This window comes from Paenibacillus sp. J31R98, from assembly GCF_056269245.1.
Genome location: NZ_JBWDNO010000008.1, coordinates 309535 through 324170, shown reverse-complemented (window position 1 = coordinate 324170; position 14636 = coordinate 309535). Strand labels below are relative to the sequence as shown.

Below are 14636 nucleotides of genomic sequence, written 5' to 3'. Positions count from 1 at the left end.
TATACGTGCTCTCGCCCATCAAAACCGGCTTTTCCTATGCCGAGAGAACATATTGGTTCTCTCAACTGACCTCAACGCCGGTTTGGGGACTATTCGCACTCCGAGAGCACATATACGTGCTCTCGCCCATCAAAACCGGCTTTTCCTATGCCGAGAGAACATATTGGTTCTCTCAACTGACCTCAACGCCGGTTTGGGGACTATTCGCACTCCGAGAGCACACATATGTGCTCTCAGCCCATCAAAACCGGCTTTCCCTATGCTGAGAGAACATATAGGTTCTCTCAGCTAACTTCAACGTCGGTTCGAGGCTCCTCACACATTCCGAGAGCACATATGTGTCCCCTCTCCCCCCCAACCTCGCCTTAAAAATAAAAATGCCCTCGAAAGAAGTCCCAATAGACTTCTCTCAAGGGTAAAATACACAGCTCACGAGCACAATAGCATTCTCTCAAGCACAATAAACCTCTCTCAAGCACAGTAAACTTCTCCCAAGCACAAATCACTACTCTCAACCGCAACCATAACACGCGCTCAATGCCCCTCCGGCACCAAGCCCTTACCTATCCTAACTCATACCGCGTCCCGGCGATCTGGCGGAAGCAGAATAGCCAGCAGGCCGATAAGCGGCAGGAAGCTCGATGTCGTCATCATACGGTCGAGCCCCCATACCTCTGCGAGCTTGCCAAGCACCACTGCGCCGAGTGCGCCCATGCCGAAGGCGAGGCCGGTTATGAGGCCGGAAGCCATACCGACCTTGCCCGGGAGCAGCTCCTGCGCGTAGACGACGCTGACCGAGTAGCCGGACAGCATGATAAAGCCGAGGATAAACGCAATCGGATATATCCATGCCAGCGGAAGATGCGGTAGAATCATTGCGAATGGCGAAGCGAGCACAATGGACAGCACGATCATCCGTTTGCGGCCGATTCGGTCTGCCATCACGCCGCCGAAGAAGGTGCCGAGCACGCCTGCAGCCATGAACAGGAAGATTGGAACCTGCGCTTCGCGGACGGACAAGCTGTATTTATTTTCTGCATAAAATTGATAGAAGGTCGAGATGCCGCTCATGTACCACGATCTTCCGAACACGAGCAGAATGAGTATGCCGAGCGCCATCGTTACCGTGGAGCGACTGAGCTGGTTCGCAGCAACAGCACCCGCCTTAGCAGCTGCCCGCTTCACCGGCTTGCCATGCTGCTCCAGCTGCTCCCGATACCAAGGTACGACGCGTAGCAGAATAAGTATCGCGCTAGCAGCTAGCAGCGTGCCCCAGATCGCCCCTGGCTGCCCGAGCGGCACGAAGATAAAGATCGTCATCAGCGGCGCAAGCGAGCTGCCTGCGTTGCCGCCTACCTGATAGATGGACTGAGCCAAGCCTCGGCGGCCTCCTGCAGCAAAGTAAACAACGCGCGAACCCTCCGGATGGAAGATCGCCGAGCCGAGACCGACGAAGACGACCGTCAGCAATACGAACCAGAAGCCCGGCGCATATGCGAGTCCCGCCATCCCGATTAAGCTGAGCCCCATACCGACAGGGAGCATCCATGGCGCCGGCTTCTTATCCGAGAAATAGCCTACCAGCGGCTGCATCACCGAAGATGTCATATTTAGTGTAAAAGCAATCCAACCAATTTGCCCGTACGATAATGATAATGATTTCTGCAAAATAGGAAACAACGCCGCGACGACCGCCTGCATCGTATCATTCATTAAGTGCACCGAACTGATTGCGAATAGAATCGCATAAATGGTTCCAGTCTGCGCCGCTGCAGATCGGACTGAAGCTGTAGTCATTATTAATCGTCACCTTCCCTACCAATTACAAATGAAAGAATTGCCCATAAAAAGGAATCTAAAAGCAACCTTAGCACAGATGCTCGGTTGGCACAATTAAAGAGCTAAGCTTTCCATAATGTTCTAATTAATGGAAATGAAAACGTTGACATCCCTATGAACGACCGTTATTCTTACCATAATGGCATTTCTTGTCCTATCAAATGCAATCCCAACGAAGGGGAGAATTTCATAGTGCAAACTCAACGTTCCAGAAGCCGTAGCAGCCGAACTTCCTTGCTGCGACTCACATTAGCCGGCACAATTGCGGTATCGCTGCTAAGCGGCTGCTCCTTGCTGCCAGCTGAAGAAGAATCGCTCCAGCCGCCCATCCTTTCGAAGAAAGAAGAAGTCCATGATACTGCCGTCGTTTCGCGCGGCAACATGGAGCTGTATCTGACTTCGATCGCATCCGCTACGTCTGATGTTAACAACAATGTATCTTTCAGCGAGACCGGCGGGATATTGAAGAAGCTGCATGTCCAAGAAGGCGATAAAGTGAAGAAAGGCGATCCAATTGCCGAGATCGACACCGGCGACTTGCCGCTGCAGATTAAGCTGCAGAAGCTTACAGTGGAACAGCGTGCACTCCAATATTCGGATACCGTGAAGAACGGCGCGGACAAGGAGCAAATTCAATTCGCCAAGCTGGATCTCGAGAGGGAACAGCTTCAGCTCGGATCACTTGAGAAGCGGTACGCGAAGGCATTGCTGCTAGCCCCTTCTGACGGCATCATTACCTATCTCAATGAGATGAAGCCGGGAGAAGCCGTCGAAGCACAGCGTGTGATGGCGGTCATATCCGATCCTAGCAAAATAAACTTCGTCTATGAAGCAACAGACATCAGCAAGATCAGCGCAGTGAAGGTTGGCTTCGAGGTCGATGTGACGTTCAATAAGAAGACCTACAAAGGTAAAGTCATTCAAACACCGGCATCCGCGCCAAAAAGCGATGTCGAAAGCATTCAGCGCCGCAACGCGCGTTCGCTCATTATAACTATTGATGCGCCGAAGCCGTTGTTCGAGATCGGCACAATGGCCGATATTAAGCTGTTTATCGAGAAGCGCGATAATGTGCTCATCATTCCTCGCACCGCGCTCCAAACGATGTTCGGCCGCAACTACATTGAGACGATCGAGAACGACCGGGTGAAAGAGGTCGATGTCGAAGTCGGACTGAAAACGAACGATCAAGTTGAAGTTATTCAAGGTATCACAGAAGGCCAGAAGGTCATTATTGATAACTAATTCACTTAAAATAAAGCGTCCCAGCCGGTTTGTTGTATGGAACACATACAACAAACCGTTGGGACGCTTTTTCACATTGCAGTCGCTTATTTGCCTTGAATAGTAAACGAGAATCCATAGGTCTGATTCGCCTGCAGCAGATACTGCGGATGCGGCAATGCGCCCCAGCTATCGTCGCCTCCTACTCCCATCTGTCTGTAGTTGATCCGTACGACCGTCTTCTCGCTGGCAGGCAGCAGATGTACATGATCATGCGCTTCCAGTTCAAATGGCGTATATGAAAGTACGTTCAGCTCGAAAGTCGGCGAGCCTGTAATTTGTAGACCTTGGCCATTCGCGCCAGTAACGGAAGCGCGGCGTACAGCCATCTTGTTGCCGCATTCCTGCGGACGAAGATAAGGAACGAATTGCTCTGTAACCTTACCTTTGTACAAGCCAAGTTTCACACCGGATTGACGGTCCCAATACGATTCCTCTGGCCCCTTGCCATACCACTCTAAATCGCCATAAGAGCTGTCCATGACCAGCATCATGCCAATTTCCGGAATTTCCGGCAAGTTCTCGCCTGGTGCGAGCACGAGCGCAACTTCTATTGCACCGCTGCCAGAAACCGTGTACGTGACTGTGCACTGAGATGCTGAAGTCGTCGGAAGGACATAAGATGCCTGAACGATAACACGGTCAGCCAGCGCATCCCAGCTCAGCTCGCGAAGAAGCTTCTCCTCGCCTGCACTGCGCCAAGTTGCACAGCGCTCATGATGCTTGTTGCCGCGGTCGTTATCGGTGTACGCACGCCAGAAGTTTGGCGTAACCGCTTCTTTCAGCAGCTCATTACCGCTTACTTGATAGGACACGAGGCTGCCAGTCGCCTTGTCGAACGACGCAGAGAAGTCCGCACCGCTTACGGTAATGGCTGCTGCAGATTCCTCTGCACGCACCGCGCCGCCGCTCTCTTTACGCTTCACAGCCGCAACTGCTGCTTCCGGCAGAATGAACTGCTCGAACGCCACTTCATGGCCCGCTTCCGCCCATGCAGATGCTTCTTTCGTTACGAAGCTGATCGTCAGCACTGCTTCACCTTCACTCGATGCCGGCAGCGGCAATGCCACTTCCTGCGTCTCTCCAGGCGCCACAGATACGGACAAGCTGCCGGTATTGGCAGCCGCAACAGTTCCATCAACCGCGACCGACCATTGCAGCGTATAGCGATCCACATTCGTGAATAGCGATTTGTTGCGGATGCTAATTACACCTTTTGCTAGATTAACTGCAACAACGTCTATATTTTGGTAACACTTCTTCACTTCAATAAGTTTAGGTGTAACGCTGCGATCTGCGAAGATCAACCCATTGCCGCAGAAGTTGCCATCGTGAGGCTTCTCGCCGAAATCTCCGCCATAAGCCAGGTGTCCGCCGCTGCCGTCTTCATTCTGCACCCAGATCGCTTGATCGACCCAGTCCCAAATAAAGCCGCCCTGCAGCACCGGATACTTGTCAAACAGCTCCGTGTAGATATGGAGCCCGCCACAGGAGTTGCCCATTGCATGCGAGTATTCGCATAGGATGTAAGGCTTCTTCGGACGGAAATCTTGCGCATACTCCACCAGCTTGTGCGGCTTCGCATACATATAGCTCTCGATATCGGTCGCCGCAGCCGAATCTTTCCACATCGTAACGCCTTCGTAGTGAACAATACGGGACGGATCCGCTTCACGCAGGAAATCATGCATATGAATAAAGTTATCGCCGCCGAACGCCTCGTTGCCAAGCGACCAAATGATGATGGACGGTTGGTTCTTATCGCGCTGCATCATCGAATTCGCACGATCAAGCACATTCGCTGTCCACGCTGGATTGCTTCCTGGCACGTTCTTCGGCACAAGCTCCAACTGGTCGTACGTCCAGCTGCCGTGTGTCTCCAAATTCGTTTCGTCGATGACGTACAAGCCATACTCGTTACACAGCTCATACCATACCGGCTGGTTCGGGTAGTGAGATGTGCGCACCGAATTAATGTTATAGAGCTTCATGAGTTTAATGTCCGTAATCATGTCCTCAAGCTCAAGCGCGCGTCCTGTATGGCAGGAGAACTCATGACGGTTCGTCCCCTTGAACACGATCCGCTTCCCGTTAATGAGCATGAGACCGTCCTTGATCTCGAACTTGCGGAAGCCAACGCGCGAGCTGATCGTCTCCAGCAGCTGCTGTTCATGGTCCTTCAAGCTGATGACAAGCGTATACAAGTTCGGCTCTTCAGCACTCCACTTGAGCGGATTGGCAACAAGCACAGAGGCATCAATATCCACTTCCGCTTCGCTAGCGCCGAGAGTCGTCGTCACCACAATCGGCTGAGTCAGCACCGGCTTACGCTCGCTGTCATACAGCTGCGCTTCCACCGTAACCGTGCCAAGCTGTGATTCCCAGTAGTTCGTAATGGTTGCCTTCAGCTTCAGCTCTGCGTCCTGATAAGCCGCATCCAGCTCCGTGAGCACGAAGAAATCATAGATATGCGCCTTCGGCGTCGTATACAAGTAAACGTCGCGGAAGATCCCGCTCATCCGCCAGAAATCCTGATCCTCGAGCCAGCTCGCATCGCACCAGCGGTACACTTCCACCGCCAGCTTGTTCTCGCCAGCGCGCAAATACGGCGTAAGATCGAATTCTGCCGGCGTGAACGTATCCTCGCTATAGCCTACCAGTTCACCGTTGACCCAAACATAGAATGCCGACTCAACCCCTTGGAAGCTGATGAATACCGGCTGTCCCGCCCAATCGTCAGGCACAGTGAAGCTGCGGACATAAGAGCCGACAGGATTATATTTGGTTGGTGCAAAAGGAGGCATCAATTCTGGTTCGGACTCTTCCCACGGATAGCGAACATTCGTATATTGCGGGTAGTCGTAGCCTTGAAGCTGCCAATGCGCAGGCACTTTAATTTCTGACCATTCGGAAGTGTCGTAGCTCTCTTCATAGAAATTGACGATCCGCTCGGAAGGTGTCTCCGCGAATGCAAATTTCCACATGCCGTTCAAAGACGAGCAGCTTCTCGAAGCCGCACGATCGCCATTAAGCGCTTCTTCTACAGAATTGAAAGGCATCAGCGTCGCATGTGCCTTCATCCGATTGAGCGCGAATATTTCGGGATTGTTATTCCATTCAGGGTAGCCGTTTGCCGGCGCGACATAATTAAATTTCTGTTTCAAAGCCTAGCACCTCTCTTGGGTCAAGTTGAAATTATGGGTATAACGCTACTTTAAAGGACGGTGCACTGGAACGTAAATATAAAATAATGCGTTTGGATATAAAAAAAGAAACAAGCACCGGAAGGCGCTGACTGCGCCAACCTGTACTTGTTCCATTATGTGGTTATTCGAATCGTAGCGCCTCGATTGGACGCAGATTCGATGCTTTGTTCGCCGGGAATAACCCGAACAGAACTCCGATAAAGACAGAGAAGCCGAATGCGAGGCCCATAATCGGCAACGACAGGACAACCGTAAGAGACATCGCCTTCGATAGAATCTGGGAAGTCCCTATACCTATGCCGACGCCGAGCAATCCTCCGAGACCGCTGAGTGCAATCGCTTCGATGAGGAATTGGGTCAGAATATCCCGCTTCTTCGCGCCAATCGCTTTGCGAATACCGATCTCCCTTGTCCGCTCAGTGACAGACACGAGCATAATATTCATAATGCCAATTCCGCCGACGAGTAGCGAGATTGCTGCAACGCCGCCGAGCGCCAATGACAATGTATCAGAGATGCTGCTGAACGAGTCGAGCAAATCCTGCTGGTTGAACACGCGGTAGCTGTCCGTGTCTCCGCGGAATTTTTTGCTGAGCGCCGTTTCGAGCTCCGTCATAACCTGGTCCATCTTATCCGATTCCGCTACCTGCACGTTGATCGTTTTAACCCCTTTGGATTTAAACAATCGCTCAGACGTCGTAATCGGAATAACGACCACTTCATCGTTAGAACCGGAGAGCGAGCTACCTTTGGATGCCAGCACGCCTACGACTTTGTATCTCACGCCATTAATGAGAAACGTCTTCCCAACCGCGTTCGTTGAACCGAACAAATCGGTCGCTGTCGTCGAACCAAGCACGGCAATCTTCTGATAATAATCGAGGTCAATTTGGGCAACGAAGCGTCCTTGCGCCAAGCTGTACTCCTTCACATCGAGATAATCAGCCGTCGTGCCGACAACGCTGACAGTCGTGCTCTCGCTGCCGTTCTTAACGCTCGCGCTCTGCTGGTTAATCGGCGCTGCGTAGGCAATGTCGTCCTTGTTCGTAATATCTTCTGCTTCTTTATAATCTACCGTCGTCTTGGAGCCACGTCCCGTAATGCTAACGGTTAACAGGTTCGTACCGAGGCTCTCAACCTGAGCGGTAACCTGCTTTGTCGTTCCTTGACCGACGCCGACGAGCGCGATAACCGCGGCAACGCCTATAATGATGCCAAGCATGGTGAGGAGTGACCTCATCTTGTTGGCGAGAATGCTTTTAGCCGCCATTTTGAAGGCTTGACTGAGGTTCACGTTTCTCACCGCCCACTTCACTTATTTGGCCGTCTTGAATGCGCACAACGCGCTTGGCCTGTTTGGATATTTCAATATCATGCGTGATTAGAATAATTGTATGTCCTTGCCTGTTGAGCTCTTTCATAAGCTCCATAACTTCTACGCCAGTGCGCGTATCAAGCGCTCCTGTCGGCTCATCCGCTAGCAGAATCGGCGGATTGCCGGCAAGCGCCCGGGCGATGGCTACCCGCTGCTGTTGACCGCCGGAGAGCTCGCTTGGCTTATGCTTCACGCGCTCTCCCAAACCGACCTTCGTCAGCGCCTCAATTGCCTGCTCCTTACGCTGCTTTGCCGGAACGCCGCGATAAATCAGCGGAAGCTCGACATTCTCCAGTGCAGAGAGCTTATTCAGCAGGTTGAAGCCTTGAAAAATAAATCCGATCTTCTGGTTGCGAATCTCGGCAAGCCGGCTCTCCCGAAGCCGGCTCACCTCCTCGCCGTCTAGCCAATACTTGCCGTCGGTGGGCGCATCGAGACAGCCGATAACGTTCATCAGCGTCGACTTGCCGGAGCCGGATGGCCCGATAATAGCGATGAAGTCGCCATAATTGATACGCAGCGAGATATCGCTTAGCGCATGAACCGTTTCGCCGCCCATCTTATATTGCTTGGAGAGCGACTCGATCTGGATGAGAGGTTTATCTTCCATTACCGCGAACCTCCTCCGCCACCGCCACCGGCGCCGCCACCGGCGCCGCCACCTCCGCCGCTTGATGTACGCCCGCCACCGCCTCCGCCGAAACCGCCGCCTCCGCCTGCTGCACGGAATGTACCGCCTCCGCCGCCAAGACCGCCAAAGCCGCCGCCGAAGCCGCCTGCTGCAAAGCCAGCCTGCTGCTGGTTGGAATTTGTAGTTACAACCGTTGGAACTACGACACGGTCGCCCTCCTTAAGTCCGGAGAGAACCTCGATATAATCTTCATTATGAATACCGACTTGAATCATTGTTGGTGTGCCGCCGCCGAATCGGCTGGCAAAATTGCCTCTTGAGCCTGAACGGCCGCTTTGGCCATTTTGGCTGCCTCGCTCGCCTTTCACTTCCGTACCGCCTGTTGCGCCCTGTTGTGCACCTTGTCCAGTTCCAGCTTCGCCTCTAGCGGATCCAGCTTCGCCTTTTCCAGTTCCAGTTCCAGCTTCGCCTTGGCCTCTACCGGTTGTGCCTGTCGCACCTGTACCGGCCGGCAAGATGACCATATAACGGCCACCAAGCGATTGCACTGCGTCGATCGGAAGCATGAGCGTATTTTCCTTCTTCTCGATCTCAATGCTTGCTTCACCTGACATGCCGCTCTTCAGTTCGGTCGGCTTATCGATGGCTACCGTTACGTCGAAGGAAGCAACGCCATTGCTTGCTGTACCTTCGTCAGCAATTTTGGTTACTTTTCCTGTAAATGTCTTATCCGCAATCGCTTCTACGGTTACAGCCGCGGTTTGGCCGACTTTTACTTTCGCAATATCAAGCTCGTCAATGCCGACAGCAATTTGCAAATGGTCAAAATCAGCAATCTCCATCAGCTCCGACGATGGGCTGAGCGAATCGCCTTCCAGAACAGATAATGTTGTTACCTTGCCGGCAATCGGCGCAGTGATTGTGTCGCCGTCCTCGGCCTCCTCAAGATCTGCAATCGTCTCATTCGACTGGTCGATCGACAGCTGCTGCTTCTTCAGATTCAGCTTAATGCTAGCGATATCGTTCTCATCCGTTGCAGCTTTTAATTTCGACTGAATATCCTGCAGGTCAAGCTTCTTGCTCTCAAGGTTCACTTGTTCCGACTTGATCTTATCGGAATTGTCTTCCCCTTCAATGGAGACCAGCGGATCGCCCTTCTTAACGACGTCGCCTTCCTTTACATACACTTTCTTGACCGTGCCTTGCTCGCTTCCTTTAATCGTTTCACGGTCAACCGGAGCCAAGCTCCCTGTTCCGCTTACGCTGACATCAATTGTTCCTTTCACAACCTGCGTTGTCGCTTGGGCTTGCGCGAGCGGTTTTTCTTTCTTGTCCATCTTCAAGTAGACAACGACCGCAGCCGCAACGAGCACTACGCCGATGCCGAGAACCCACCATTTTCTCATTGTCCGTTTCCTGCCTTTCCTTGTCCTTGCATAGCAGCCGGGTTAAACCGGAGCATGATGTATTGGGCCGTCGAGTTGTCGGAAGCGAGCCATACGCTCAGCACGTCGCCCGCCTTCAGATCGGCAGCTTGCAGCGTATTGGTTGTCATGCCGTCTTGCCCGCGGCTGATGGAGACAATCTTCGTGTCGGCATCGACAACGACCGAAGTTTGAGCATCTTCATACTTCATTTGATTCATGAAGCCGCCGCCTCCAAACCGTCCACCGCCTTGGTGATTGCCGCCGCGGCCTTTGCCGTCTCCGGCTTGCCCGTTCTGTCCGCCTTGATTGCCGTCCGCCGACTGATTCTCACCACCGGCAGGCTTCTGTCCATCAGCTGGCGGCGCATCGCCGTTATTGCCAGACTGCTGCCCATCGCCTCCTCTTGGACGTTTGCCGCCGCCTCCAAAGCCGCCGCCTCCAGGCATATCGCTCGGTTTCGTCGTCGATTTCTGCACAACAATGGCGTTATCCGAGACGCTGACTACTTTTGCAAAGTAGTCAGCTGTACGATCCGGCTGCACTGAACCTCCGCCACCTGTGCTATTGCCTACGTTGCTGACAGCCGCTTGTCCATTATTTGCTGGCTGACCTTCGTCCTTCGAGCCGCATCCGGTCAGCATGACCGAGAGCAGCATCGCAGCAGCCACTAATTTAATGCTAGAACGTTCCATAAGGTTAGAATTCCACCTCTCTATTTGTTGTTACACGCTTCACAATAGCATCCATAAATGAAGTCCATATGAAGAAGCGCACATGACAAAAATAAAGAAGCCGACATGGCGCATCATGCGCACATGCCGGCTTACTGGAACCCGCCTAATCAAATTATACGAGATTAAATTCAGGTCTTGCTTTGCTGAAGTTCGGGTTCTCGCCGCATACCATGATGCCGCTTCCCCAATTGATGTGCTCGCGGTTCGTTGGGAAGTCCGTCGCACTGCGGTACTGGTACAGCACGTTGCGGCGAGTACGCTCACTCTTGTTCGCAGGTGAACCGTGAATCGTCAAATAGTTGAAGAACAGCACGTCGCCCGCTTCAGCGATACATGGCGTACCTTCGGAAACTGGATATTCCTTCGCATTCAGATAGTGTCTGCCAACGTGCTGCAGAGGCCCTTGCTTATGGGAACCTGGAATGACGTGAAGACAGCCATTCTCAATATCGGCATCATCCATATGCACGCTAGCCGCAAGCATCGTGTGATTCTCGTGCGGGAAGTACGGCTGATCCTGATGCATCGGGAACGCAGCGCCGTTCTCTGGCGGCTTCACGAGCATTTTGGAATGGTGAAGCTGAACGTTCGGACCGATCAATTGCGACAAAACAGCCGTCATGTTCGGGTGCACCATTGCGCGCATGAAAGCGGCATCATGATACTGCACATCATGGAAGCCTTTCAGCACAAGCTTCTTCAGTTCTTCCGGCGGCAAGAAGTCTCCTTGCCATTGATGGTTCGAATCCATATTCGAGCGGGCAGCGCGATCAATAATCTTGTCTACAGCGGCACGCATCTCTTCAACCTCTTGTTTATTGAAGACTCCCTTTACTAGCAAATATCCGTTCTCGTTGTAAAAATCTACATCCTGTGGTGTAATCATGTTATATCCCTCCGGTTAGATGAATAACTCTCTTATGGCTTTATTGTAGTAGAATCAAGGGGTTGAGGTCTTTAGAGAGAGAAGCCAGCTTTTTGTCTTTTCACGCCATCCACGCACAGATAGGAGTTGCTAAATTGTTTCTTTGGAACGAGAGCGACACATGGCTCAATCAATACGCGCTTCGGCTGAAGTCGCCGGACGCGGTCTTCACCGTACATTATTGGGGCGTCAACGAACACCTGGCAACCAACTTCCTCCATAAGCATTCCTTCTTCGAAATTTGCTATGTGCTTGAGGGGCAAGGTACCTATACGGACGATGGCGCGGCCTACGAGCTTCGAAGCGGTACATTGTTCTGCTCGCGTCCAGGCATTAACCATATCATCGAATGCCATCCGGAGCTTGCGATCTTCTATGTCGCGTTCGAGCTCGATGAGAGCAGCAGCTCGGAAGCGATGCGCGCAGCCTATCAAGCGATGGCGGAATCGGACACGATTGTCGTGTACGATGGCGATGACCTCGCCGCCGCTCAGCTGTGGCGGTCCATCATGCGCCGCAGCGGCGATGCGCCTTCGCTTCCGGAAGCGGTGCTGCCGCAGGTCGCATGTTCGCTGCTGCTCGCGCTTCCCGGCGTATTCGCGAAGCCGCTTCAAGCGGAATGGACCGCGCCGCGTCGAAGCTCATCCGCACTGCTTCGGCAGGCGAAGCTGTTTATTACCGATAATTTAAACATGGATGAGCTGTCGCTCGAGAAGGTCGCTGCACAGATTAACTTGTCGCCGCGCCATCTCTCCCGCTTATTCTCCTCCGGAGTGAACGAATCATATACGAACTACGTCCGCAAGCAGCGGGTAAGAAGAGCTGCCGAGCTGCTGCGTTATTCCGATCTATCGATCAAGGAGATTGCTGAGAAGACCGGGTTTGGATCGGTCCACTATTTCTCGCGAACTTTCCGCAGCTTGATGAACGCTACGCCAGCAAGATTTCGCGAGGATTCGCAATCCCATGATTAGAAGAAAGGTGTTTACTGTCTGCGCAGTCGCGTTTGACGGTAAACACCTTTTTTGAGTTAACGTTCGATTGGCGCGTATCGCCATACCGATTCAATCCACGGTGGGGCAATACTTGTAAAATGCCCCCAGTCTCCAGGCTCGGAGCCAGGATAATCGCTCGATATTTCCCCGAAATACGCCATCTGGAATCCTTCCTTAATAAGCGCGTTCATCATGCGGCTTAACGTCTGCGTGTATTCCACGGGCTGCTCGATTCGAGTCGGTGCTGCAGATTGGTCGTATACCCACTCTTGGTCGGGGTACGAGGTGATACGCTCGTCCTCATACGGATGCTTCAACGTGTAACCCTCGCCGTTCCATGCCTCATGGGTCAAACCGGCGAAGAACGGGTTCGCGCACATGAAGTAGTATAGCCCATTCGCTTGCAGAATCCGCGATACCTGTTCAAAAACAATACGTGAATCCGGTACAAAATTGAGCGAGTACGGCTGCCAAACGAGGTCGAACGAATGGGCAGCAAAGCAGCTTAAGTCGCGCATATCGCCTTGCTGTGTTCGGATCGTCATACCGTAGTGATCCGCCGCTGCTTGATCGCGATCCAGCTGGGAAGGCGACAAGTCAAACACCGTCACATCCGCGCCCAGCATCGCGAACGCAACCGATTGCTGACCGCCGCCGCTCGCGAGGCAGAGCACTCGCTTCCCCGCTGGATCTATGCCGAGCCGCGCCAAATCCAAGTATTCGCTCGCCGATTCCGGCGTCAAGTCCAGCTTCGGCCGCGTGAACAACGCCTTCGCCTGAGCCAGCGACTCCCAGCGCGAGAAGTTATATGTATAAACATTGTCTTGCATCGTAATCACCTCGGATTGGTTTTACAAGTATAGTTCGCTGCTGTGAGTGGGTTTCTCCTGCAAGGGTGAGGGTGTTGACTGTCCAAAAAATCATCATGCCTTAAAGGGGCAGCCCAATGTGGTCCACCAGACCAGCTTCTTTCTCCCATTTTGGTGGAATCAGCCAATGTAGATACCTACGGTACTTTCCTTCGGAGTTCTAGCCGTTTTTCAACAAATGTAGATACCTACGGTACTCTCTTTCGGCTCTCTGGCCGATATTTCGCCAATGTAGATACCTACGGTACTCTCCTTCGGCTCCATTAAAGTGTATCCCCACGAGTTACTCTTTCGGCTTTCTTCAACGCTTTCAGCCAATAGAGCAACCGCTGCACCGCTGGCATTCCGGAGATTCCTGCTTCCAGGCTTATCAAAAGTAAACTAGGAGGTCTGGTGTTTTTCAATCGCTAACAATCCGCTACAGAAGGCAGCGGTCAATGCAAAAAGACCCAAGTTGATGCAGATCTAGCCTGCCCATCTTGGATCTATACGCTTTTTATTACCGTTTAAATTTGTCCCCTAATGTGACTCACGGGTCAGCCTAATCCCCTATCAATCAATACGCCGTCCAGCCAGCATCGGCCGTTACGACCGTGCCGTTCACGAAGCTGGACTCGTCCGAAGCGAGGAACAGCGCTACTTTCGCGATTTCCTCCGCTTCGCCGACGCGCGGGTTGATGCCCATGCCGAGCATCGCGCGCTCCAGTCCGAGCGGATTCGGCGCCGTCATCGTTGAACTGATATTCGTGTTCACGCCGCCTGGGGCAATTGCATTGCAACGAATGCCTTGCGGCGCATACTGGTAGCCAACGTTCTTCGTCAAACCAACAACCGCATGCTTCGCTGCCGTATATGCAGCTCCGGCTCTCGAGCCGTTTAGCCCGCCGACGGAAGCAATATTGACGATGACGCCGCTCTTGCGCTCCGTGAAGATCGGCAGCACCTTGCGAATGGTACGCATCGGACCAGTCGTATTCACCGCGAATACACGCTCCCACAGCTCGTCCGTCAGATCGCCCACAGGAACCATGTTGTCCATAATACCCGCATTGTTTATCAAAATATCAACAGTGCCATACTGCTCCACTGCCGCATTAACCAAACGCTGTACATCATCTTCAACGGCCACGTTCGCCGCAACAGCAAGTGCTGTTCCGCCATTCGCGCCAATTCCCGCTACAACGGCTTCTGCCGCTTCAACGCGCATATCGGATACAACAACCTTCGCACCTTCAGCTGCGAATAGCTCAGCAATCGCTTTGCCCATGCCTGAAGCTGCTCCTGTAACAACGGCTACCTTACCAGTAAGTCTCATCGTTCCTACCTCCCGTTATTAGACAGATGTTCACTA

General features: G+C 52.8%; 11 protein-coding genes. 2 read left to right on the top strand and 9 right to left on the bottom strand.

All coding sequences use genetic code 11. The features are described from left to right. Positions 1-573: 573 nt before the first annotated feature. Positions 574-1797, bottom strand: a complete 1224-nt coding sequence (locus tag AC0YNX_RS25565; protein ID WP_475818521.1) for an MFS transporter — start codon at positions 1795-1797, stop codon at positions 574-576. A 234-nt stretch (positions 1798-2031) separates the two neighbouring features. Between AC0YNX_RS25565 and AC0YNX_RS25560 the strand changes: the two genes are divergently transcribed. Further along, a complete protein-coding gene (locus AC0YNX_RS25560) occupies positions 2032-3084 on the top strand; it encodes an efflux RND transporter periplasmic adaptor subunit (protein ID WP_475818520.1) in 1053 nt (350 codons plus the stop codon). Between the two features lie 86 nt (positions 3085-3170). Here AC0YNX_RS25560 and lacZ read toward each other — a convergent pair whose 3' ends face one another. The 6 genes from lacZ to AC0YNX_RS25530 form a co-directional block, all read right to left on the bottom strand. Then, positions 3171-6287, bottom strand: a complete 3117-nt coding sequence (gene lacZ / locus AC0YNX_RS25555; RefSeq protein WP_475818519.1) for a beta-galactosidase, LacZ type — start codon at positions 6285-6287, stop codon at positions 3171-3173. Positions 6288-6450: 163 nt separating this feature from the next. Further along, positions 6451-7623, bottom strand: a complete 1173-nt coding sequence (locus AC0YNX_RS25550; RefSeq protein WP_475818518.1) for an ABC transporter permease — start codon at positions 7621-7623, stop codon at positions 6451-6453. Beyond that, complete coding sequence (locus AC0YNX_RS25545) at positions 7589-8314, bottom strand: ABC transporter ATP-binding protein (protein ID WP_475818517.1); 726 nt, start codon at positions 8312-8314, stop codon at positions 7589-7591. Before AC0YNX_RS25545 ends, AC0YNX_RS25550 begins: the two co-directional genes overlap by 35 nt. Further along, a complete protein-coding gene (locus tag AC0YNX_RS25540) occupies positions 8314-9741 on the bottom strand; it encodes an efflux RND transporter periplasmic adaptor subunit (RefSeq protein ID WP_475818516.1) in 1428 nt (475 codons plus the stop codon). The genes AC0YNX_RS25545 and AC0YNX_RS25540 overlap by 1 nt, the downstream gene beginning before the upstream one ends. Continuing rightward, entirely contained in the window at positions 9738-10454 is a 717-nt protein-coding gene (locus tag AC0YNX_RS25535; RefSeq protein WP_475818515.1) for a hypothetical protein, read from the bottom strand. The genes AC0YNX_RS25540 and AC0YNX_RS25535 overlap by 4 nt, the downstream gene beginning before the upstream one ends. 154 nt (positions 10455-10608) lie before the next feature. After that, the gene (locus AC0YNX_RS25530; RefSeq protein WP_475818514.1) at positions 10609-11382 is read right to left on the bottom strand and encodes a phytanoyl-CoA dioxygenase family protein; all 774 of its coding nucleotides are present in this window, start codon (positions 11380-11382) and stop codon (positions 10609-10611) included. 134 nt (positions 11383-11516) lie between these two features. Here AC0YNX_RS25530 and AC0YNX_RS25525 point away from each other — a divergent pair, with 134 nt between their 5' ends. Beyond that, positions 11517-12395 carry an AraC family transcriptional regulator gene (locus AC0YNX_RS25525; protein ID WP_475818513.1) on the top strand — a complete coding sequence of 293 codons (879 nt, stop codon included), beginning with the start codon at positions 11517-11519 and terminating at the stop codon, positions 12393-12395. A gap of 56 nt (positions 12396-12451) precedes the next feature. On the opposite strand, the gene AC0YNX_RS25520 is transcribed toward AC0YNX_RS25525, so the two are convergent. Both AC0YNX_RS25520 and AC0YNX_RS25515 read right to left on the bottom strand, forming a co-directional pair. Next, positions 12452-13246 carry a class I SAM-dependent methyltransferase gene (locus tag AC0YNX_RS25520; RefSeq protein ID WP_475818536.1) on the bottom strand — a complete coding sequence of 265 codons (795 nt, stop codon included), beginning with the start codon at positions 13244-13246 and terminating at the stop codon, positions 12452-12454. Positions 13247-13841: 595 nt separating this feature from the next. Continuing rightward, positions 13842-14600: an SDR family oxidoreductase gene (locus tag AC0YNX_RS25515; RefSeq protein ID WP_475818512.1), complete on the bottom strand. Its 759-nt coding sequence runs from the start codon at positions 14598-14600 to the stop codon at positions 13842-13844. Positions 14601-14636 lie beyond the last annotated feature (36 nt).